At 45.3% G+C, this 22474-nt stretch carries 16 protein-coding genes; 1 reads left to right on the top strand and 15 read right to left on the bottom strand.

What is annotated here, in order from left to right:
* Positions 1–15: 15 nt before the first annotated feature.
* Positions 16–1887 (bottom strand): beta-L-arabinofuranosidase domain-containing protein, encoded by a 1872-nt coding sequence (locus tag BK120_RS17880; RefSeq protein ID WP_256710934.1) that lies wholly within the window; start codon positions 1885–1887, stop codon positions 16–18.
* A 146-nt stretch (positions 1888–2033) separates the two neighbouring features.
* Between BK120_RS17880 and BK120_RS17875 the strand changes: the two genes are divergently transcribed.
* Entirely contained in the window at positions 2034–2852 is an 819-nt protein-coding gene (locus tag BK120_RS17875; protein ID WP_076268844.1) for an SDR family oxidoreductase, read from the top strand.
* Positions 2853–2945: 93 nt separating this feature from the next.
* On the opposite strand, the gene BK120_RS17870 is transcribed toward BK120_RS17875, so the two are convergent.
* The 14 genes from BK120_RS17870 to BK120_RS17805 all read right to left on the bottom strand — a co-directional run bounded on the left by BK120_RS17870 (position 2946) and on the right by BK120_RS17805 (position 22307).
* Positions 2946–4091 carry a glycoside hydrolase family 76 protein gene (locus tag BK120_RS17870; RefSeq protein WP_083682124.1) on the bottom strand — a complete coding sequence of 382 codons (1146 nt, stop codon included), beginning with the start codon at positions 4089–4091 and terminating at the stop codon, positions 2946–2948.
* A gap of 32 nt (positions 4092–4123) precedes the next feature.
* A complete protein-coding gene (locus tag BK120_RS17865; RefSeq protein WP_076268843.1) occupies positions 4124–5191 on the bottom strand; it encodes a glycoside hydrolase family 76 protein in 1068 nt (355 codons plus the stop codon).
* A 246-nt stretch (positions 5192–5437) separates the two neighbouring features.
* Positions 5438–6580 (bottom strand): GntR family transcriptional regulator, encoded by a 1143-nt coding sequence (locus BK120_RS17860; protein ID WP_076268842.1) that lies wholly within the window; start codon positions 6578–6580, stop codon positions 5438–5440.
* Positions 6581–6706: 126 nt separating this feature from the next.
* Complete coding sequence (locus BK120_RS17855; protein ID WP_083682122.1) at positions 6707–7816, bottom strand: glycoside hydrolase family 76 protein; 1110 nt, start codon at positions 7814–7816, stop codon at positions 6707–6709.
* Between the two features lie 44 nt (positions 7817–7860).
* Positions 7861–8802 (bottom strand): carbohydrate ABC transporter permease, encoded by a 942-nt coding sequence (locus tag BK120_RS17850; RefSeq protein WP_076268841.1) that lies wholly within the window; start codon positions 8800–8802, stop codon positions 7861–7863.
* Positions 8803–8807: 5 nt separating this feature from the next.
* The gene (locus BK120_RS17845; protein WP_076268840.1) at positions 8808–9773 is read right to left on the bottom strand and encodes a carbohydrate ABC transporter permease; all 966 of its coding nucleotides are present in this window, start codon (positions 9771–9773) and stop codon (positions 8808–8810) included.
* 24 nt (positions 9774–9797) lie between these two features.
* The gene (locus BK120_RS17840; protein ID WP_076268839.1) at positions 9798–12398 is read right to left on the bottom strand and encodes a DUF5696 domain-containing protein; all 2601 of its coding nucleotides are present in this window, start codon (positions 12396–12398) and stop codon (positions 9798–9800) included.
* A 29-nt stretch (positions 12399–12427) separates the two neighbouring features.
* Positions 12428–14554 carry a YIP1 family protein gene (locus tag BK120_RS17835; RefSeq protein WP_076268838.1) on the bottom strand — a complete coding sequence of 709 codons (2127 nt, stop codon included), beginning with the start codon at positions 14552–14554 and terminating at the stop codon, positions 12428–12430.
* 21 nt (positions 14555–14575) lie between these two features.
* Positions 14576–15448 carry a carbohydrate ABC transporter permease gene (locus BK120_RS17830; protein WP_372239002.1) on the bottom strand — a complete coding sequence of 291 codons (873 nt, stop codon included), beginning with the start codon at positions 15446–15448 and terminating at the stop codon, positions 14576–14578.
* Between the two features lies 1 nt (position 15449).
* Positions 15450–16412, bottom strand: coding sequence for a carbohydrate ABC transporter permease (locus BK120_RS17825; RefSeq protein ID WP_076268836.1), 963 nt, complete (start codon positions 16410–16412; stop codon positions 15450–15452).
* Between the two features lie 40 nt (positions 16413–16452).
* On the bottom strand, positions 16453–19272 hold the full coding sequence (locus BK120_RS17820) for an extracellular solute-binding protein (RefSeq protein WP_076268835.1): 2820 nt from the start codon (positions 19270–19272) through the stop codon (positions 16453–16455).
* A gap of 177 nt (positions 19273–19449) precedes the next feature.
* Positions 19450–20508 carry a hypothetical protein gene (locus BK120_RS17815; protein ID WP_076268834.1) on the bottom strand — a complete coding sequence of 353 codons (1059 nt, stop codon included), beginning with the start codon at positions 20506–20508 and terminating at the stop codon, positions 19450–19452.
* 61 nt (positions 20509–20569) lie between these two features.
* Entirely contained in the window at positions 20570–20950 is a 381-nt protein-coding gene (locus tag BK120_RS17810; protein ID WP_076268833.1) for a hypothetical protein, read from the bottom strand.
* 91 nt (positions 20951–21041) lie between these two features.
* Positions 21042–22307 (bottom strand): glycoside hydrolase family 125 protein, encoded by a 1266-nt coding sequence (locus tag BK120_RS17805; RefSeq protein WP_218639595.1) that lies wholly within the window; start codon positions 22305–22307, stop codon positions 21042–21044.
* Positions 22308–22474 lie beyond the last annotated feature (167 nt).

Raw genomic sequence — 22474 nt, 5'->3', positions numbered from 1 at the left:
TAGACTGACAACGTTTTAAGATTGAATAACTGGGAACTCGGCGATCCGTAGACGCGCACAGCCGTAAGGGATGAGCGTAATTTCTTCTTCGGGTTCCTTGCTAGCAACAGGCCCTATTGGCAGAGTGCCAGCCGAGTTAAGCTCCATGGTCCATTGCGGGATCCGGCGACCGTTCATTCGCAAACGTATCGGTGCGTTCTCAGCTACGAAGGGCTGCCTTACCATTGCTGCGTCTTCCACAGTAGGATTTCCCTGTTCAAGTTCCTTCAGACTCACTCCATAATTCCATGGCGACTCCGGGTAAATCTCCCAGTCATGATAAGGCTCGTATGTGCGATGCTTCTGCCAGCGCTCCTTGATTGGGATAACGAACATAAGCGCTCCGCGCTGCAAACCGACCGCACCGTTAGATCTGCTGATCATGCGTGCCTCCATTGGAAGCCGAAGAGTCAGCTCATCGCCATCGTTCCAAACCTGCCGCAGCACAGCAAAACCTTTTTCGATGTTCATAGCAGGCTGTTGTTGTCCGTTGATCAACAGAACCGGCGCGCTGCACCATTCCGGTATTCGTAATTTAATCGGGAATTCAGCTGGCTGATTTACATGCACGGTCATCGTTATCGTTTCTCTAAATGGATATTCCGTTGCTACACGTATGGAAACATCGGTACTTGCGTCGATGGCAGCTGTGATCGTACAGGGAGCATACGCGATTGCAGCCAAACCGCCATCCTCTGTTGCCATCCACAATCTTGCCGTGTATTTCGGCCATCCTTGATGCATGTTAGCGGTGCAGCAGCCAAAATGCGGCTCAATGCCAAATAGATTGGCTTCATTGTTGTTTTCCGTCCAATTGCGTTTGGCATGCGTACACATAATCTGGTTAGCCTGCTGGTCATATTGATGAACGGTCCAATCCGGGCTGATTGCGGCAGGCAGTGCATTATAAGCAACCTTCTCCAAAATATCACCGAAGGAGCCATCGCCTGTAATCCGAATCAGATGCTCTAAGGAATGCATATATTCCACCACAGAGCACAGCTCCGTGCCTTGGCTAGGATGGGTTCCTGCAAGCCACTCGTCACCAGAAAACATGCCGTTAACTTGGCCATGGTAAGTCATCACGCTTGAGATCCCTTTGTATGCAGCTTCGATATGCTGCTTATCCTTTGATTGCATGTAGCGGAGAGCTGGCTGCTTGAATGACATTGCTACGTTAACAACATGAACCCGGTGATCAAATGCCTTCTGTAAGGACCAATAAGGATAGTCTTCATATAAGCCTACCCAGTCCAGCGTTTGCTCCTGAATCAATTGGGAGAGCTCAAGCAAGAATGGCTCGCCGGTGCGATTGTACAACCAATAAATGCTGATGAGATTTTCGCCGCCTCTAGCCTCTGCCCATTCCTGCAGCGGACGATTCGGCAGCTCCGCAAGCTGATATTTGAAATAGTTCATCAAAAATGGTTCTACCCGTTCATCACCAGTATACTCAGCGTGCTGAATCAGCACCTTGAGCATAATCATTCGGCTCCACCAATCTTCATTTGCGGCAGGCCCGAATTGCCCATCCTCGCGTGCGCTTGCAAGCGTCCATTCGATCCATGGCTTTACTTTTGCCTTAAGCTTGTCATCATCAAGGAGATAAGCAAGCGGAAGTAGACCGTCCAAGTAGTAGGGTCCTCTCTCCCAGCTGTCTCCGTCTCCTCCGAGCCAACCGCTATTCGGCCCGACATAACGCCAAAATTCATCTAGATGCCCTGTCATTCCCTCGCTTTGAATCTCCAGCTGGTCTCTAAGCCAGCCGTCCGGCTTAATCGCACCAAGCGGCAGTTCTTGAAAAGGGGTCGAAGCAAGCGGTGCACGGTTCAAAAATATAGCGCTCAATTGGTCATCTCCTCTATGCTGCTTATGTAGTTGAATTTCATCTAGCAATGCTAGTCATTCCTAACCCGTTTCCTTAAAGAATAAATGATTTGCCCCAAAGGAATACTAATTTGGAAATAAGCTTGTAATGGAGGGAATCGTTAGTAATGAACAATGCAGCTAACCAGAAGGATTCGAGCTCTTCTCAGCTTCGTGTAAAGGATAAGGTTGCGGTCATCACTGGAGCTGGTTCCGGCATAGGACGCGCAGCCGCGCTGCGTCTCGCACAGCAAGGTGCAAAAATCGTTCTTCTCGATCTCATTCACAACCGCACTGAAGAGGTAGAGCAAGAAATAAAGAAATTAGGAGGCGAGTCCTTCTTCATCGATACCGATGTTGCCAATGCTGAACGGATGCAAGAAGCGATCCAAGCTGCCGCAAAGCATTTCGGACGGCTCGATATTGTGTTCGCTAATGCGGGCATTAACGGCACTCTCGCCCCTATCGAAGATCTGTCGCCCGAGTCATGGGATGAAACGCTAACAACGAATCTAAAGGGAACCTTCCTTACCGTCAAATATGCAATCCCTCATATGAAAAAATCCGGCGGGAGCATCATTATAACGAGCTCCATTAACGGCAATCGTGATTTTTCAGGTGCCGGCATGGCTGCATACAGCTCTTCCAAGTCAGGTCAGGTCGCTTTTGCCAAGATGGCTGCTCTAGAGCTTGCCCGATATAAAATACGTGTGAATGCCATTTGTCCTGGAGCCATTCAAACGAACATTGGGGAAAACACCCATCGCACTCCTCAAGTAGATAAAATCACCATACCCGTGAACTACCCTGAGGGCAGCCAGCCTCTTGAGCATGGTCCCGGGCAGCCTGAGCAGGTCGCCGATTTAGTGCTATTTCTAGCATCGCAGGAATCCAGCCATATCTCAGGAACCGAAATTTACATCGATGGGGCAGAAACCTTGCTATAGAAAAAGAAGCCATACAGGGTTGGAATGCCTTAGGGATGATCCCTAAGGCATTTTCTACTACGCTAAATTGAGGGCTGAATCACATCAACCTAATCACTTTTTCGTATCAGCTGCCAACTGAGCGTGGATCGTAACCAGCGCTGCTTGCTCCAATAGTTCAGTTGAACGATTCGGATCGATTTCAATGACTCCTGTCTGAGGGTTCCGAAGCGTCGTCCACACCTCATCCGCATAGTTCTGTATATAATCTTTATACTTCGATTTTTTGTTCATATCATCCAGCAGCAGCAGATTTTCAAAAAAGATTGAATTGAAAATAATCGGCTGTGTGTAGAGACGTGAGCTGCCATAAAATTTCAAAGCCGCATCAGCGATGCTTACTGCTTTGTTCAAGTACGATTTTTCACCTGTTGCTTTGTATAAAAGCACGCTGGCTCCAATCATCGTTCCTTGATTATAGGACCATTGTGTTTTATTAATATTCCCGTTTAGGTCAATATGGTCCCAGTAAAGCCCGTTAGGCGCCAGCATGCAGTCATTTACCCAGTTATACATTTTCTTCGCCCAGTCTAAATAGTATGTATCCTTGCTGATTTCATATAAATACAGTCCTATTTGAGCGGCAGGTGCATTCGATACGGTATTCCGATCCTTGCTCCACGATGCCTGTGTCCAAAAAACGCCGCCAGGGCAAGCATGAGAGGCATCCGTGTCCCAGCCGGATACTTGCAGCTCAAATATTTGCTTTGCTCTATCTAAAGCTGCAATATCACCAGTAATTCGGTAAATTTTTATAAGTTCTATTGCGATCCAATCATTATCATCATAAAAGATGTCCCCGCCTCCGCCAAGCGGTGCGCGTACGTAAGAATCGTAGCCTGCAGGTGTCTTCGTGTCATTCCAATATGCAGCTAGACCATCTAATCGATTCTGAATGTCGGTTTTGTATTTCTCGCCAACCGCAGGTATATTCGCCAAAGCTACGGTTGACTGCATCGTTCCTGCATAAGGCCAAACATAGGAGTATTGGTTGTTCCCAGCATGCGGGCTGTTCTCGCTGTAGAGCTTGGTGTCTGGCTGATAGAAGTAGGTTTGTAGAGCCTGATAAGCCGCTTCAGCCCGTTCTGCATTTTGATTTTTATTCGGTTTGGCCCAGACGCTTTGACCGGACGTCATTAATAAAACAACAATCGACAATGCAACAAAACGGAACGTCTTTACTGGTTTCGGTGTACTCATGATATACCTCCCAAGGATCTACTTAGACTACTCTATTTTAATCCAGACTTCTCCAAAGCTGCTGCCGTTTCGAGCAGGATCACGCCGCTAAGCTGTGTGCTGAGCTCGATTTCTTCTTCAAGCGATTCATCCCACCGTTTGCTGAAAAGAATATCCCCCCGGCTCGCAACGCTGCTCCATAGGGACGATGCGTTTGCATACAAAACATCTGCTACTTCACTTCCGCTGCCGCTACCCATCGCAAGGGCCAGTTCGCCTGCGTAACGAACAAAAATGCCTTTAAACAAGCCAGCATCCCCGCCGCCTTCTGCCGGTAGGACATTAGCTTCCTGCGAAGCAAACTCCTCCACAGATGCCTGCCATGTCCGAATGGCATCTTCAAGATAACCTTTTTCGCCCGTAATTTTGTACAGCTCAACTGCCGCTCCAATGAATACGCCCTGGCAATAAGTGAACTTCCAATCCTTATCGATAGTTCCATCGCCTAGACGGTTAGCGCCATCCCACACGAAACCGCTTTCAGGATCAACAAGCACAGCTTTCAGCCAATCGTAAATCTTGATTGCCCATTCTAAATCTTCCTGCTTGCCGAATACCTGATATAGACGTGCCGCCAAAATAGCCGCAGGAGCATTAGCAGGCGTGTTTTTATAGTCAAGCTGCGTTTTTTGCCAAGCAATTCCGCCGCCGACATGGTCATTCCATCCCGTCTTAATATCCTCCCATAGCAACTTCGCAGTGTGCCCGTAGGTTTCATCTTGATCAATCAAATACGCGCGAAGCCAGCCAATTGCCATCCATTCCATATCATCGTATAGATTGTTAGGCCATTCTCCGCCGTTTCTCTCCAGAAGGCCTTGGTGAAGCATAGCCAACCTTTGCTTATAGATGGAATCACCCGTACGGTTCCATCCATCCACCTGTGTTTCAACCGCATGGGCCATCCACCAGTAATGAAAAATCGTGTTGCACGCTCCGGCGGGACATGGCGTCTTAATGTCATACAAGCTGATACTTGGATTCCAGAACTGAGAATCCAATGTTCGTTGAGCCTGCTCCGCTCTCATATCCCAGAACGCAGCTTTTACGTTGTTTGCCATCTTCCTCTACCTCCGTTTCACTTTGATCCATAAAATTTCCCGCGACCTGCAAATTGCTTTAACACGGGATTACTTCCTCTTTGAAAATGTACAATATAAAGCACTTTCAAATAATATACTATATTTCACATATTAATATGTCAATATGTCATCTTTACATTTCGGACTGTAATTTTCTACAAAAAAAGGCCGTTCCAAGAGCCATATTGGCAGCTCTAAGAAACGACCCTTTATCCTATTCTGGCGTTAGATAGATACGGTAGAATTTCCTTGAACAATCTCATGCTCCACAATATTGTTCAATTCCGTAGTCTCATTATTCCAAACACGCTGTAATATTTCGACAGCTCTCCTGCCCGTATCACGCTCGTTCTGGCGAACATGAGTAAACAAATAATCGCCAAACGGCTGACTCGGAGAGTCAAAGCAAACAATTTGATAGTCTTCCGGAATCCGTTTCTTTAGGGACAACAGCGCTTCCCGCAAAATAAGAGCAAGATTATATTCCGTAACGACATACGCATTAAGATCCTTATTAATTTCCACGAAATGGCGTACCGTCTCAATATCATACTGTACTTTAATCGTTTGAAACGACTGCGGCAAAGAGCTGTATAGATTCGTCATAATATGCTCAGGTTTAGGTGTAAACCCACGCTGCATGCACGCATCATTAAAACCTTGTATTCGGTCTTCAATCGTCGTCGTATTATCTGCAGGCGTCGATAAGAAACCGACATGCCGGCCCTCTTGATTCAGCAAAATATTCGTAAGGTCGAAGGCTGCCTTTCTGTTGTCTGTATACACAGCGGTAGCCGCAATCCCCTTCAAATATCTGTCTACTAACACAATAGGGAAGCCGTTTAATACGAGTCTAAGCACTTCAGCATTATAGTGTTCGCCATGGCCCGGGAATACGACGATGCCATCGACACCCAACTTCACAAAAGCACGAATGGCAGCTTCTTCTTCCTCACGATTATCGTAAGTCAGCTTCATCATCATGACGCAGCCGCTAATCGCGCATTGCTCTTCTATTCCGCGAATAAGATCAGCACCAAACGAATCGCCAAAGTCGGGCAGAATCACACCAACTATGCGCACAACTTCATCTTCCAGCCTCGCTTCTACGCTTTCTGACTGCTTCTGCAGCTTCGTTTCTTGCAGATCAGGCAAAACCTCCGCCACAAAGGAGCCCTTCCCTTGTATTCTCTCAATGAGTTTATACTGCGAGAGCATCTCCAGCGCTTTCTTAGACGTAATTCGGCTAACGTTAAAATGGGCAGCAAGTTCTTTTTCCGAAGGAACACGCTCCCCTTTTTTTAATTCGCCGTCATTGATTTTTTGAAAAATATAATTATAAATCTGCTCGTATAAAGGATTATCCATTAGCCGACCTACCTTGTCATAGTATCTTGATATATCAACTATACAACTTTATTATCACGACATCAATATATGAAAAGGCGAAATGGAGCAACGGCGCTGCCGTCGCCCCGCTACGTCAATACTAACTTATTCCGAATCTAGTCTTTCTATTTTGGCTGCAGCTTCTATTAAGAAAACTCCGCTCAATTGCACGGATATATCCAGAGGCTCCTGATGAGGCATATCCCAAGCGGGGCCAAACAAGCCAATTTCCTTCGTGCTGCCTTTCGAGAGCAGTGTATCCGCATTATGAAAGATCATTTCTTTAATTTGGACGCTTTCGTTGACTTCATACAAATGGATCAAATAACGAATGAATATGCCTTTGAACAGTCCACCGTCTCCGGTTCCTTCTTCCTTCATCATTCCGGTCTCAGCAACCGTATGATATTTCATAGCCGAGGCAGCGGTTTTCTCCGCATCTGCCAAATACGTCTTGTCATTTGTATGCTTATAAAGCTCAACTGCCGCGCCTATATAAGTGCCTTGGTTATAGGTGAATATCCAATTTTTATTGACATTAAGATCACCATTCTCTTCCAGCTTAAGGCCATCATACACAAGACCGCTTTCAGGATCAACCAAATTTTTCTTCTGCCAATCATATATTTTTTTGGCCCATTCCAGATCTTCCTTATCGCCAAAATACTCATACATCCTGGCAGCCAAAATAGCTGCCGGCCCGTTCGAGCATGCATTCCTGCTGTCTCGTTGATCCTTCTTCCAAGCCATACCGCCCAGCTCATCTTCCCACCAAGCGGTCTTAATATCATTCCACAGCTTTAAAACATAACCTTTAACCGTCTCGCTTTTGGTTGCATCATATAGCCTCAGCGCTGCAAGAGCGAGCCACTCCATATCATCATAAAATTCATTAAACAATGACCCATTTTTTTTAATAATGCTTTTGACGATCCCCTCTGCCCTATCGGTATAAGCAGCATCACCCGTTCTCTCATACCCATCCATCATGGCATCCACGGCATGAGCCTTCCACCAATAGTTTAGGCTCTCCTCGCGTTCTTTGCTATAAGGATAAGCGTTGTTCATCAGCTTCCCATTCTCATTCCAATAATGCTCGATGAGCTTCTCTTCCGCCCATTCCGCATGATTATTGTAATTTTCCAAACGCTCCTCATTTCCATTGCAGCCTGTCAAGAAAAAACTGCCGACAAGCAGCATGCATATGCTTTTCATTAAATTCACCTCATCCGTCCCTTCTTCTTGCAGGCTTCTACCTTTTAACCGACAATACCGCTATGTTCAATACCCTCTACGAGGTATTTTTGCGCAAACAAATACACAATAATCAATGGCACAACAACTAATAATGACATCGTGTTCGTTAAGGTGGCGGTCAGAGGCTGACCCTGCTTCAGTCCAATGGTGGCGCCTTCCAGCATCAAGCCTTCAAATCCAACCAGCAGTGAATTCGATAACAGCTTGAACTGGCTGAAGAACATCGAGGAATAGAAGCTATCCGTCCACTGCCACGAGAAGGAAAATACAAAGATCGTAATCATCATGGAAAATGAGAGCGGAAGGATGATCATGCTGAACGTCCGAAACAAGCCCGAGCCGTCCACATAGGCCGCTTCCTCTAATTCTTTCGGTATTCCTTTGAAATATTGCCGCATGATCAATATATAAAGCCCATTTTTGAATCCAAAACCGATCATCGATAAAATCGCCATCGGCCACATGGAATCCATCAGCCTAACCGTTCCCCCTGTAAAGGTAGACATCAGACCGAATAAATCAAAGAAGCTGAACTTCATATAAAGAGAGATCATATACGTTTGCGGCGGAATTAAAATCGTAAGCACCACTAAAGAAAATATGACGCTTTTCCCTTTAAAGTTAAACCGCGCAAGCCCATAGCCGACCATCGTACAAACCAGCATTTGAATGATACCGCTTAGAAAGGATATGCCGAACGTGTTCGACAGCCCTTTAAAAAAGGACGTATATTCGATGACCGTTTTGTAATTAAACCATGTAAACTGCCTAGGGATGAAGCGCACCGTGCCATCTATCAAATCCTGCGGGCTCATAAAGCTGTTAGAGAGCTTTACGAGCAGCGGATATAAGATAAGAAACGCCAGCCCAATGAGAAGCAAATAGCGAATAACCGACCAGAACAAGCCATTTATTGCATGCAGATTTAAATATTTAGCCCGCATATTTTTCACTCCCTATTCTGATAAAAGACGAATCTGCTGACAAAAAAGCCAATGACGACAAGGAATACGGCTGCTACCAGAAAATAAATCCATGCCATAGCCGAGGCTGTTCCATATTGGCCAAGCTTCATCGCGTTCGTAATGCTGTGCATAATTTGGTTTTTGCTCCCCGTAAAGGAATCAATAATTGAATAAATGATATTGACCAGAATCAATGGACTGATCAGCGGGAATGTAATTTTCCAAAAGCACTCCCAAGCGGAACAGCCTTCGATTTTGGCCGATTCGTAAATGGAGGAAGAGATTGCCTGCAGTCCTGCCAAGAAAATAAGAATTTGCACGCCTGAACTATTAATGACGGCAAATATATTTTCCGCAGCGCCAACCGTTATATTAACGAGTGCCGGACTGAAATCCAGCATTTGGAACATATATTTTTTTAGCTCCAGATTGCTGAACATCCCGCCTGCCGATTCTGTCACGATAGACGCGCCCGTATCAAGCCCTGGGATACTCTGATAAGCATTCATAATCGAGTTGCTTAAATCAGCTTTATCAATGATTCCAGTCGCCAAAATAACGGGCACGAAAAAAATCGCTCTAAAAATTCCCCGGCCCTTCATTTTCATATTTAACAAAACGGCAATAAACAAGCTGTACATAACGATAATCGGAATATCGAATAACATGTTCTGAACAGCACCGTAAAGCTGCTTGTTAAAGTTAGGGTCCACTCTTAAAATTTGATGGTAATTGTCCAGCCCAATGAATTTCTCCGAAAATCCGCCTTGGGTTAGAAGATTCACATCCATGAAGCTAAATCGCAACGAATCAATGAATATACCCAGAAACAGCAGGAGAAATCCGAGTACAAAAGGACTGACAAAAACCCAGCCCATCAGATCCCTCTTCTGCGTCACGGTTAGCCTAAACCTTTCTTTTTTGTTTATGGCTGCAGACAATTTGTTCATTGCCGGTGATCCTCCTCGCTTGGTTTAAGGATTAATGACCGCGTAACCCAATCCATCTACTGCGGTACCCTCAACCTCAATTCCTTTATCGCTGTAATTAACAATAATCGCTGTACCATTTTCATAAGTTGTTTTGTAAACCTCTTCACCAAGCCGCTCATGATTCACGATCGCCTGATCCTGAACATGCTTCAATACATTGTTCATTTCTGCATAGATCGCTGCAGCGCTCTCCTCCCAATCATCAAACTTGGAAGCGTACAAATCATCGAACAACGAAGCATCCTTCAGCAGGCTGTTCTCCCCGTAATTCAACTTGAAATAGACACCGCTGCCGTATTCCAGAGCTTTCAAAACAGCCGGACGCAGCTCGCTCGCTAGGTTCAAGGCTTCGCTCGCGTACCCAATATAGCCATGCAGCGCGATTTGAATAAATGGTACCTGCGCATCTGCTATCGAGAAGGAGCTGTCCTCATCAGGCAGGTTCAAAATATGATTAACATAAGGAAAGGTGTACGCGTTTCCGTCGTCTGTAATAATATCCTCATAATCCTCTTTTGCTTTAGCTAAAACGTCTGTCGTTATTTTTTTTGTGTCCTGTCGATTGATTTGAGCGCGGTTCTTAAAGTTGGAGTTCAAGCTTTCTCCCATCGTCGATAAGGAAAGTGCCTTTAAACCAAGCGAATGATAATCTTTGGAAAATTTATTGTAATAGCCTGAAATTTTGTCCGGATTAATTCCCCACACGCTGCTCTCATACTCAAGCGTAGCTACATTGAACAACCCTTTATAGCTAGTTTTCTGAAACAAGGAACGAATGCTGTCCTTTTGCGGCTTAAAGCCATCGAATGCTTTATTAGAAGAAACAAATAGCATATCCACATCCGGGAACACCTTTGCCCCCAGCTTCTCCGCTTTCTCTGACAGCTTGCGCAGTCCCTTTGCACCGCCGAGCACGGACTCTACCTTCATTTTTGTAGGTGCGGTATGGCTCATGCCTCCGTTATACCATCCGGTATAGCGAAACTTAATGTTTTGGATACCGCTTTGCGACAGCTCATCCAGCATTAGTCCCGCTTGATCGAAGGAAGTAACTGCCACTTGGCTGCGAAACGGAATACCCAGCTTCCGCACCATCTTATCGACAGAACCCATCGTATCCAAGTAGAACGGAATGTTCTCTTCGGCGCTCACTTTGCTCAAGCTTCCTTTATCAACGAGATACTGACGATATGCCTTTGCCATTCCAACGTAATTTGCATCGTCGCCTGTAAGGAAGAAGTACTTCATGACGATGTTGCCGGTATAAGCATTTTTCTCGTAAATAATCCAAGGAGCCTGTTCAAAAGCATTTTTGGCAATAAAAGAGTCTTTATTTCGAATGGTGAAGTTAGCATACGCCGTGTTATAGGAGTGATTAATGCCGCCCATAACGCCATTAATATCCGCTACCGCATCGCCCTCTTCAATAACCGAGAATAGCGCTGCTCCATCCTTCTTGATGCCAAACACCGGCGCTCGAAACTCTTGTTTGAAGCTGCCTCTTGGCGACTGCGTTAATGCATAATCCGGCCCGTACATTTTCCCTGTCGTTAATAGCGTATTTTTGCTTGCATCATTATTGAAATTGAGGAGCGTTCCCGAGCCGTCTGGAAGGAATACATACCCCTCCTCGCCGGTTTGCCCTGCACCGAAATAATTCAGCAAGGAAAGCTTCACAAGATTAAAACGGGATTGATCATATTCAATGCCGCCGTTATAAAGAGTGACCGATAGACCGCCGTCCGCAAGCACGTAATCAAGACTCATTTTAAAATAAGGGAATACGGAATCATCTCCGTCAAATCCAACCTCGGCGTAGTCCTCCTCCTTCTTCTCGTACGTATAACCTGCTTCCTTGACGTAGTTTTCCAACACTTTCTTGTCCCGCTCCTTGACGGAGGTTTTCAGCACATAAATATCTTCTTTCTCCAAAACAGGGTATTTCGCGATCAGCTCCTTGCCTTTGCTCCCTTCTACATCAGCACGACTGTAGAGGATATAGTAGGCTAATAGCTTCTTCTTATCCCGATCAGCTTCCATATGATCAAGAACATTTTGCTCAAATTTGGACTTCGTAATTTGACGCGGCAGCAGCATGCGCTGTTCCTCGCGCCCGATAACCATGTCCACCCTTATGCCGTTATCAATCTTGCCCCAGCTCACCTGATCCAGCTTCATCGCATGCGTGTAGCTGTTCATTTCCAAGTCGCCTTCTTTGCCTTGCACATTATAGACAAGCTTGACCTGCGACATAAGCTCCTGCTTCATCGCATCACTGGCTTTCGGGTCTTCCAGAGCACTTGGCGGGTTGGAATAAAATTTGCTTCCCGTCGCTTTATCTTCAACCGCCACGCCGCCCGATTCATTATCGAAGTACAGCAGGAGGCGATCATTCTCAGCAGCAAGTGCCAATCCGCCATCCTTTACAGCTTTTTTCATGTTTGGCGGGCTTGCTTTTGCTGCAACTGCTGTTTCTGCTGTTGTTGCTTCAACTGCCTCCGCCGTTTTCTCATTTGTCGGTATCCCGAGCGTAATGGCAACCACTATGACCAATAGCCTAGAGATAATCCCCTTGGCATTCATATCGCTGACCTCCTATCCACCATCTTGTTCTACAACCGAAACGTAATTTCATTGATGATCGTCGTAATAAAGGAATTCATATTTTGCAGGATATTAATGAACAGCACCGTAAGGAAAGCAATGAAACCCATTCCTACTATTGAAATAGCAGAGGTATAGAAATTCTTGAATGGACTGTAATCATTGGTCACCAATACACCTATAAATATGAGCCCGAGAGACCAGCCTAACGCTAGGGTTGTAAAAAAGGTAATAAACTGCTGCTCTTCCAAAACAACGATGTTGCTGAATAGGGTGACAGGAATCGTAATAATCACCATTGGGACTAACGAATAGGAAGACGCGATAAAAATATCTTTAAGGCTTCCTTCACCATCCATCAATGTTGTAAGACCCCAGTTTGCACAGCACCATAATCCAAATGGAATAAGGACGCTAAGCAGCGTATCCCAAAGCTCAATAACACGCCAGTCGGAAGGGTACAATATGTATCCGCCTGCCAGCTGTTTAAAGATGTCTACAGCCATAACGGCTGCAACAATAATGACAGCGGCACGAACGCTGCCTCGTTTCTCATGCTTCAAATCCCAAAACCCGTCAAACGGATGGAACATCACATGGAAGGAATAAAGCAGCTCTTCCCACAGCGTTCGCTTGCCGGGCTTTCTCCAGCCTGCTGTGTTGACCTTCTTGGCATATTTGAAAAATCTGTACACTAACCATAGAATGGCTGCTGCGACTATTGGAATGAGGATAATAAATTTGCTTACTATTTCTTTCCGATACTCCGCAAAAGCTTTGAAATAATGATCCCAGTCATTAGCCAGCTTGTAATTATGCATCGCTTTCTTGTATTCTTCTTTGCGCATATTGGACTGCGCCACACCGGAATACGCCATCTCAAGCGTCGGATTCATCTTCAAAACCCGCTGCCATGCAGCGATGGATTCATCGTAATTGCGATTCTTGCGATGATGAATCGCCGCTGCAATGTTAGCGCCGTATTCGGTCCGCCTAAATACAGTCAGCTTGCTTGAATCCTTATCCAGCACAAGCAGATTATTACTCTGGTAAGCGAGTGCTGAAGCGCTTTGGAACACGCCGTCCTGTGTTCCATATCCTCCAAATACATAAAGAAGATTGCCATTATCGTCGTAAGTAAAAATCTTATTTTGCGAAGAATCGAGCGTGCTGTAAGCCCCGTCCTCTGCCAAAGCTACATCAATAAAACGTGAAACCTTGTCGGTTGTTTGAATATCTCCAGCAGGCGGAAAAGCGCCATTTCGTTTCAATACATCGATGCCTGTATTGTTCAGCCGCTTAATTGGCGCATGCTTACTCGATTTGTCCCGGTTAATGAGCGCGCTGTATTGGTTTCTAGCATGGATCGCACTGCTCGTAACATAAGCAAAGCCAAGCTCATCGATCGTAATGTTGTTGTACTCGGTCGGCACGCTTTTGGCCGTGCGGCTCTTCTGCTCCTTGGTCGTCACCAGCTTCCAGAACAAATCGGACACTTTGGGAACTACCTTCTCCGCACCAACAAAACCTTCGAATCCTCCGTCAGCATTCAGAGCAATAACACCCATGTTTGTGCTCTTCGAAATAACATAGATAAGACCGGATGGATCAACACCGATTGCCGATGGCTCGTAAATAAAGCCGGCAGGAAACACATCCGAATCCGGTGCCTCCAATATTTTCTCTACGCTTCCATCCTGATGAAGCACGACGATTCTAGCGTTTTTGGAGTCGGCAACGTAGATCAGCCCCTCCTCTGACACAAATATGCCGCTTGGCGTGTTGAACTGATCCTTCGTCACGCCGTCCTCATGGACAAACTCCGTAATTTCTCGTTTTATTCGGTACTGTTCATCGAGAATAATAATTCTGTTCGATCCCGTATCTGCGATATAAACCGAGTTATTGTTATCTACAAACAAATCCAGAGGCTGGTTCAGCCCAGCGCCCTCGATCCCCATCGCCTTGGCGTTTAACACTTTGTCTGGCACATAAGCGTCAGGAGAAACGAGATACTCCCCGTCATAATCATAAAAATAGGTTTTATATGGAACCATGGCGGAAGCTGATTCAATACCGAAGCTGCACAACAATAATAGTGCGGCCAAAAACAAAATCCACTTTTTTCTAACCACCGCATTCTTCCCCTTCCATGCCTATTCTTTCATGCCTGATGCAGACATGGTCTCTATAATCTTCGACTGAGAGATGATAAACACGATGATAGGCACAATCATCATCAGCACCGCTGCAGCCGATCCTGTCCCTGTACGGGCAATTCCGCCGGCTAAGATTTGGGACAACGCATAGTTTAAGGTTTTCAGCTCCTCGCTTTGGATGAAGTGATTCGCGCCGATTCCCCACAAACCTTGCATGGAGAAGATGATGAGCGTCAGCCAAGCAGGCTTAACCATTGGCATAACAATTGACCAGAAAATCTTCCATTCGCTGGAGCCGTCAATGCGAGCCGATTCCAAGATGGCGTCAGGAATCATCTGATCCATAAACTGCTTCATGAGATACAATCCGAGCGAGGATGCAAATGCCGGAACAATAATAGCCTGATACGAATCAATCCAGCCTAACGAAGAAATGATGATAAAGTTCGGTATTTGGGTAACGACACCGCTAAACATAAGCGAGAGCACGACCGTGCTGAACATGATTCCTTTGCCAGGAAACTTATGCTTGGATAAGACATAAGCGCATAAGGAAGCGATGACCACATGGCCAGCCGTACCAACAGCTGTTATAAATACAGTGTTAAAGATGTACCGGCTGAAGGGCACCCACGAGTCGCTCATGACTGCGAGCAAATCTCTGAAGTTATCTAAGGTTGGGTTATTTACTAGAAACCGCGGAGGGAAAAACCAAATCTCCTCCAATGGCTTAATCGAATTTGAAATCGCATAGACCAGTGGCAGCATCATAAAAACGCCAAACAGCAGCAAAAACAAATAGATGCCAAAATCCGCAAAAAAGGAACGTTTAATGCCGCTCTTGCTTCGATGAAGCTTGATTTGAATCACTTCATTCACCTACCTTTGCCAGAAGCATTTGCACAATCTTATTCGCTCCAATCATGATGATAAATAGAATGGTAGCTATAGCAGAGGCATAGCCCATTTCATAACGTATGGCGCCGTAATCCTCCAAGTGGTTAACGATGGTATGCGCTGCATAGCTGTTGCTCGGCATGCCGCACAATGCGGTAACAATGGCGCCGGTGCCGAATGCGCCGGTGATGCTCATTACCGCCCCGAACATAAGCTGCGGCTTCATCGAAGGCAGCGTGACGTACCAAAGCTCCTGCCACCGATTTTTAACACCATCCATAGCCGCTGCTTCATAAAGCGTTCGATCTATCCCCTGCAATCCCGCAATAAAGGAAAGGAAGCTCGTTCCAACGCTGGTCCATAAAGCAACGATGACGACAAGAGTCATCATATATTTCGGATTCTCAAACCATAGAATAGGCGAAGAGATGACATTATAACGAAGCAGAATAGCATTGGCATAACCATAAGCGTCCTTGTTGAAGAAAATGCCCCAAACCAAATAAATGTTTCCTGAAATGGATGGCGCGTAAAAAATTAAAGTCAAAATCGTTCTTAGAGACTTCGGCAGCTCATTAATAAGCCAAGCGAACACTAGGCACATGATATAACCGATCGGACCTACCATTACAGCTAGCAGGAACGTATTTCCGATCGCTTTAATGAAAATATCATCGCCTAGAAACAGCCTTATATAGTTGTCCATGCCAACGAAGATAGGCGCTTCAAGCAAGTTAAACGAGAAAAAACCTAAAATCAATGAAATAATGACAGGCAGAGCAGTAAAAGCAAAAAACAAAATCATGTAGGGAGCTGCAAAGAGGTAGGACACTTTATTTTTTTTAATCGACTTCCAGCCCTGCTCCAATTTTCGCAAGACCGGATTACCCTGCCTCTTAGGGTCAACAGCTCCTGATATCACCAAATCTCTACTCATGAATGGGGTCCTCCTGAATCAGTAAAATCGCAAGGCAGCATCATTCCAACTTGAACTCCCGCCTTTTTCGCGTTATTTCAGTATTAACTTCTTTCACATAGTCCAGAAGAGATTCAGGATCTCCGTTGTTATACGCCGTTGCGGCAGCAAATCCAATACTTCTTGTCACATAGTAACCGCCCGGCACCTCCGGTGTACCTGTTGCGAACGACCACTGCGTCATCAAATGGTCATACTCTGTTTTTGTCCAAGGCATATTAACAAGGGCTTCCATATTGGCGGTCGCTTGTTTGGCTGCCTTGCCGAGAATCGCTTCCATTTCCATTCCGAATCTGGACTGCGTCTCTGCACTCGTCCACCACTCCATAAAGCGCCATGCGTCATCTTTTTTCTTAACGCCCTTAAGCATCATGATCGCTGTCCCCGTCGACGGCGTCGCACGGTTCAATTGTCCATCCTCCATCACCGTTCCAGGAAGCGGAGCAAATTCCCACAGTCCTTTAATTTCAGGAGCAAACGCAATTAATTGGTTGTATGTCGTATAATCCGCGATGCCTATCGGCATTTCCCCAGTTCGGAAGCGGTTGCTGAAATCATAATCCCTCGGAAACTTATAGGTGGTGAACAGCTCCGTCTGCTTCTGGAACGCGTCGATCGTCAGATCGTCTTCCAGCGTTGAGCGGCTGCGCTCCTTGTTGTAAAGCTCCCCATTTTTCTGATACAAAAAGATTTGCAAGCCGGTAATATCCGCCGGAAAACCAATTTGCATATTTTGTTTCTGAATTTCCGGTATTAGCTTGTAAAACTCATCCCATGTCTCTGGAGCCTTCAGCCCCATATCATGCAAAATATCTTTCCGATAAAACATCATGGGAAACGATTGCGTTTCCGGCAAAGCGTATACTTTCCCATCTAATTCAAAGGGCACTAATGCACTAGGATGGAATCTAGAGGCAATAGCATCATAGTTCGGCATGTCTTTGATGTTCTCCACCGCATGTCTTAACGCGTATTGAATAGGGTCGGCAGCTAGATTTCCCATCGCCACATCCGGACCCGTACCTGCGAGCACCGATGGCAAAAGCGTTCCTTCCGTTACCAGCTTGAGCTTTACGTTTATTCCTGATTCCGGCGTGAACGTGTCATTGATCATTTCCCTAATAATTTGCGATTGATCCCGTCCAGACGTCAGCCATACTTCGAGCGGCTCTCCTTTGGTTTCACCTTCTGTATTCAAGGCATTGTAATCCACAAAGAAAGACATCGAAAAAGACTTCGCTTCAAACATCATTTTTTTGAAAAAGGATGCATCCGCTTTTGGCAGCTTCTTGGACAACGGCATCACGCTAAAATAATCGACCGTTAAAGGCTGCTCGCCTACCGTCAAGATCCACGTACCAAGCGCGCCTACATTTTCTTTAAAAGGGGTAAACGTCTTGGCAATATTGGCTTCCGGATTTTTAACCATTTGCTCGAGCTGGAAGGCGACTTTATCAAGCAGCACCATGTTTTCGCCTTTTTGACCAACCAGCGCCTCCATGTCAGCCGATACTTCTCTAAGTATCGCGGCATGCTCCTTCATGGCGGCTATCGCATCCGGTATTAATTTTTCAAAGCCGTAATCACGATACAAATCCGGCTCAGCGCCGGTTATCATCAGAATTTGCCGATATACGGCATTCAGTTGAAATAAACTATCATCAACCCTGTTCAGCACATCAGCCAAATCTCCGAGCGTGACCTCCATCGTCAGTTCATGCTCGCCCGGTTCTAGGTAAAAAGAAAACGCCTGATCGTCGTTCCCCAATGTTTTCACTTGCCAGTTGTTCCCGTATTTAAATTTCACAGCTTTCGCTTCTTTAAACGGTACGGCTCCATCCAGCAAAATTTTGCGGTTGACGTACATCCCAGCTAATTTGTTTTGCTTGAATCTCGTTGCAATCTTGTATAGGCCCGCTTCCTCTACCGTGAATCGGTAGCTGATCCATTGGCCCGGCATTTTCCATTTATCGCCGCCTATGCTGTTCAAGCGAAGCTTCGATGGGTCCTGCGGCTCGGTTATAGCTGATGAGCGATCGGACACCGGATATAGCGTATTATCAGATTTCTCAAAGCTGTTTTCCGCTTGAACTTTAATTGTCTCGGCGTCCGCTTCCTTGTAGCCTTTTGCTTCATAACCCGCTTTTACTTCATCATAGGTTGGAAGATCCTCCGCTTTATAAATACGAACGGTATTTAAAACCACCGATTCCCTCACCGATTCGAATCCAATGGTATGCTTACCTTTTTCCAAATAAAATAGTAATGGATCGTTATAATAGCCAAGCAAATCATGCAACAGCACCGTTCTCCATCTAGGCGCTTCTGTCTGTTTCGGCCTAATGTCATTTCCTTTTTTGTCTTGCGCAATCTCGCTTTTGTCCTTCCAAACCCGTGATAAATTTATGTATTTCGCTTCGTTATACGGTACTTCACCGTCGATTGATATCATTCTTTCAATGGAATTGCCTTTCCCATCTATCGGGTAATAAAGCAGTTCTACATTGTACATGCCACTCTCAGGAACGTTAATTTCCCATTCAATCTTTCCGGTTTCACCCGTAAGAACAGATTTGCCTTCCTTTCCTTCAAAATGATCGAGGGTTTCTAAATCTCCCTCCGCATTCGTATACGCATCTGCCTTGATTACAATATCCGCTTTCCCAGCTTTTTTATCGGCGTGCTGTTCAAGATAGGTGCGGTAGCTTTGCAGCTTGATTAAGTTGTCATCCTTGCTTGCAAATGCCGCATGCGGCCATACAATCACCAACAAACATAAGGCTATTGCTGCAACTGATAATTTCGCTATTTTATTATTCATAAACGTTCAACTCGCACCGTCATATTTGTTTCCTCCATATGGACAGAGATTCATTGCCTTTTCGTGAACGATAGGGAAAGCAGCCTCATTTTTTTTGCAAAAAAAAGAAAAGGGGCTGTTGCGCTAGCAGCAATCGTCATATGTCTGACAGCCCCTTTATCTATTTGGTGAAAGCTGCTATTCTGCCTTTTTCTCTTCCTCAGGCTTCGGTTCAGGCTCCACGAATTCACCTTTCAGCCTTAAAGCAAGCTCCTCAAGACCAATATTTACAGCATCCTCGATTTCCGCTACCTTGGAGGCAGGCTCTAGGTTCTGATCGTAGAACCCAACATCGGGAATGAGTGCCAAACCACTGTGTACATTGCCTTGCATTTGCTGACCGATGAACGCCATGTCCGACACACCATAATTTTTCAGCTGCAAGAGCGTTTGAAGCGATTCCTCATCACGCAACTGCGTAAGAGCAATTTCATCCATCCAAATTTTCTCTTCGCTTTGCGCTTTCCACGCTAGAGCATCCAAGATAAGTCCTGTTTTATCAAGCTCTTTGTTCGTTACCGGCACTGCGATCGAAGGAGCATCATGGCTTACCCAATCAAGGTAATCGTCTGTGTTGTTGCCCATTGGCAATGGGATAAAGCCAAAGTCACTTTCCATTTCATAAATCGGATCAATAACGCCTCTGCCTCTGGAGTAGGCTAAAAACAGCGATTTTCCTTCAGCAAAAGCTTTCACGTAAGCATCCATATCCTCGCCTTCGTTTTTCGGGAAGAACGTATCACCTTTTTTCGCCATCTTCTTAATCATTTCAATCGTCTCGTATGCTTTTGGTGTATTTACTGCATATTTCATTTTTCCATCACTGGCGATATCAATGATTTTATTGCCGGATGCCAGATAAAGCGCTACAGAAATATCCCAGTCATGTCCAGTCGCCAGTCCATAACGGTCATTGCTGTCCATCACGCCATCACCATTTAGATCACGTTTTGCCGCTTGCTCCATCTCGAGCATTTTCTGGAATGTCCATTGTTTGTTTTTTACCAGCTCATAAGGATTTTCAAGACCTAGCTCTTGAATAATGCTTTTGTTGAATGCCAGAACCCATACTTCATCCCCTTGGTTAGCGAATGGAGCTGCTGTTCCATATGTTCTGTTGTCATAAGTGAGCAAGAATGAAGTGTTGTATTCCTTCCAATAATCTTGATCCATCCGAAGGTTAGGAATCGTATTCATGTCCACAATACGCTTGCCGTTGATATGTCTTCCCAGCTCCCAAGTAGGAGCAACGATGATGTCAGCGTATTTGTCGCCCGCCAGTACCGCCGCGCCAAACCTCGGAATGTTTTCTCACTTCAATTTTTACGTTGTATGTTTCTTCTACCCACTTGATTCGATCAATAATGGCATTGGCGTGATCAGAGCTTCCTTCTTGCGGGAACCATCTGTTCGCATTGTTATCCGCAACGATAAATTTATAACCGCCTAAATCTTTTACTGGAGGAGCTCCGTCATCTGGTGTTGCTTCCGGACTTGGCGAGGCTGTGTTTTCTGCCTTGTTCGTTGCTTCAACCGTCTCCTTGTCTTTGCCTCCGCCGTTATTACTTGTGCAAGCACTCGCAAAGATGGAAATAATGAGGACGCATACGACTAACAAAAACATTCTCTTTTGTTTCATTTTTCTGCCCCTTTCAAATCTTTTATTTGTTATGCAAGTCCTGTCCGCAGCGGAGTCAGGCCCGCTCTAACACAAGTGGAGGTCAAACCAATTAAAAGAGATGCTGTTTCTTGTCTTCTACGAGCTTATAAATAAGTTCACCGAGTAAGCTGTTAGCCCATGCAAACCACGGTCTCGTGAATTCATTCGGATTGTCTACGTGAAAACCCTCATGCATAAAGCCAGTACCGCCATCTGAGCTGATTATCGTTCTTAGAAGTTCTTGTATTTCTGCGTCGTTGTCTGAAGTGAGCGCTTGCATGACTAGGCTGATATGCCATATGTAATTCGTGGGAGTATGTGGGCTTCCGATTCCTCTAGCTGCTTTTCCTGCGTAATAAAAGGGATTCTCTTCACTTAAAATAAACCTTCTCGTATTCTGATAGATGATATCCTCTTTGCTTGTATATCCGAGATAAGGAATCGACAGCAGGCTTGGCACATTAGCATCGTCCATCAAGTTGTAATTCCCTAAGCCATCTGTTTCGTAAGCGTATATTTCGCCAAACGTTTCATGCTTGTATATCCCAAATGCTTTGATGCCGGCATCGATTTCGCCACCTAATTTCTTGGCTGCGAGCGCCAGCGTTTCGTCTTTGTATATGTCTTGGGCGATTTCTTCCACATATCTCAGCACAACAACAGCGAACATATTCGCAGGAATCAAATAATGATATTTGCACGAATCGTCGCTTGGCCTAAAACCCGACCATGTCATCCCTGTATAGGCAACGGGACTCCCTTTTCCATCGTGGCTTAACGTATCCGATTCTGGACAATTAAATCTTTGGAAGCTGTAGCTCGATTGTTCTGCATGCTTCTGCTCGACTGTCCAAAGCCCAATAATTTTGTTAACCGCTTCTTTAAAAGCATCATCAAACATTGCGGTGCCGTTTGTGGCCTTCCAGTACAAATAAGCGAGCTGTATCGGGTAACATAGGGAATCAATTTCATATTTTCTTTCCCATACCCATGGATTGCCCTCGGTTGCATCTTCCGTATGTCCCCTGTTGTCCGGGCCTTTATTGAATGCGTTTGCATAAGGATCGATCTGGATATATTGCATTTGCCTTTTGATAAGTCCCTCTATCATTTTCTGATAGTGGCTGTCTGAAACAGCCAGTGGAATATAATGCCGAACCTGAGCTGATGAATCACGCAGCCACATGGCTGGTATATCACCCGTAAATACAAAAGTGGTTCCATCCTCTAGCCATTCCGTCGTCGTCTCCAGCGTGTTATAGAAGCAGTTTTTATAAAACTTAACGATTTCAGGCCACTTTCCCAGAGATGAAATCAATGCGTCACTCTTTTTCATATCGGTAATAGACAGATTCATTCGCAAACATTCCTCCTAATGGTGATCCTTCTACAAGTTGGATAAAGCTTTGTGATAAGCGCTTACAAATAGTATATTATAAACAATATGTCAACATGTCAATATACCAACTAGTAATTTCCTTAATTTTTTTACAAAATTTGAAT

It is taken from the genome of Paenibacillus sp. FSL A5-0031 (assembly GCF_001956295.1).
In the GTDB taxonomy this organism is placed as follows: domain Bacteria; phylum Bacillota; class Bacilli; order Paenibacillales; family Paenibacillaceae; genus Pristimantibacillus.
The sequence above is the reverse complement of the archived record's forward strand: the minus strand, read 5'-3'. Positions and strand labels throughout refer to the sequence as shown.

Bases quoted from the DNA above. Each gene is read 5' to 3' on its own strand.
- BK120_RS17875 (WP_076268844.1), top strand. From the start codon at position 2,034: ATGAACAATGCAGCTAACCAGAAGGATTCGAGCTCTTCTCAGCTTCGT.
- BK120_RS17870 (WP_083682124.1), bottom strand. From the start codon at position 4,091: ATGAGTACACCGAAACCAGTAAAGACGTTCCGTTTTGTTGCATTGTCG.
- BK120_RS17865 (WP_076268843.1), bottom strand. From the start codon at position 5,191: ATGGCAAACAACGTAAAAGCTGCGTTCTGGGATATGAGAGCGGAGCAG.
- BK120_RS17860 (WP_076268842.1), bottom strand. From the start codon at position 6,580: ATGGATAATCCTTTATACGAGCAGATTTATAATTATATTTTTCAAAAA.
- BK120_RS17855 (WP_083682122.1), bottom strand. From the start codon at position 7,816: ATGAAAAGCATATGCATGCTGCTTGTCGGCAGTTTTTTCTTGACAGGC.
- BK120_RS17850 (WP_076268841.1), bottom strand. From the start codon at position 8,802: ATGCGGGCTAAATATTTAAATCTGCATGCAATAAATGGCTTGTTCTGG.
- BK120_RS17845 (WP_076268840.1), bottom strand. From the start codon at position 9,773: ATGAACAAATTGTCTGCAGCCATAAACAAAAAAGAAAGGTTTAGGCTA.
- BK120_RS17840 (WP_076268839.1), bottom strand. From the start codon at position 12,398: ATGAATGCCAAGGGGATTATCTCTAGGCTATTGGTCATAGTGGTTGCC.
- BK120_RS17825 (WP_076268836.1), bottom strand. From the start codon at position 16,412: ATGAGTAGAGATTTGGTGATATCAGGAGCTGTTGACCCTAAGAGGCAG.
- BK120_RS17820 (WP_076268835.1), bottom strand. From the start codon at position 19,272: ATGAATAATAAAATAGCGAAATTATCAGTTGCAGCAATAGCCTTATGT.
- BK120_RS17815 (WP_076268834.1), bottom strand. From the start codon at position 20,508: ATGAATACGATTCCTAACCTTCGGATGGATCAAGATTATTGGAAGGAA.
- BK120_RS17810 (WP_076268833.1), bottom strand. From the start codon at position 20,950: ATGAAACAAAAGAGAATGTTTTTGTTAGTCGTATGCGTCCTCATTATT.
- BK120_RS17805 (WP_218639595.1), bottom strand. From the start codon at position 22,307: ATGAAAAAGAGTGACGCATTGATTTCATCTCTGGGAAAGTGGCCTGAA.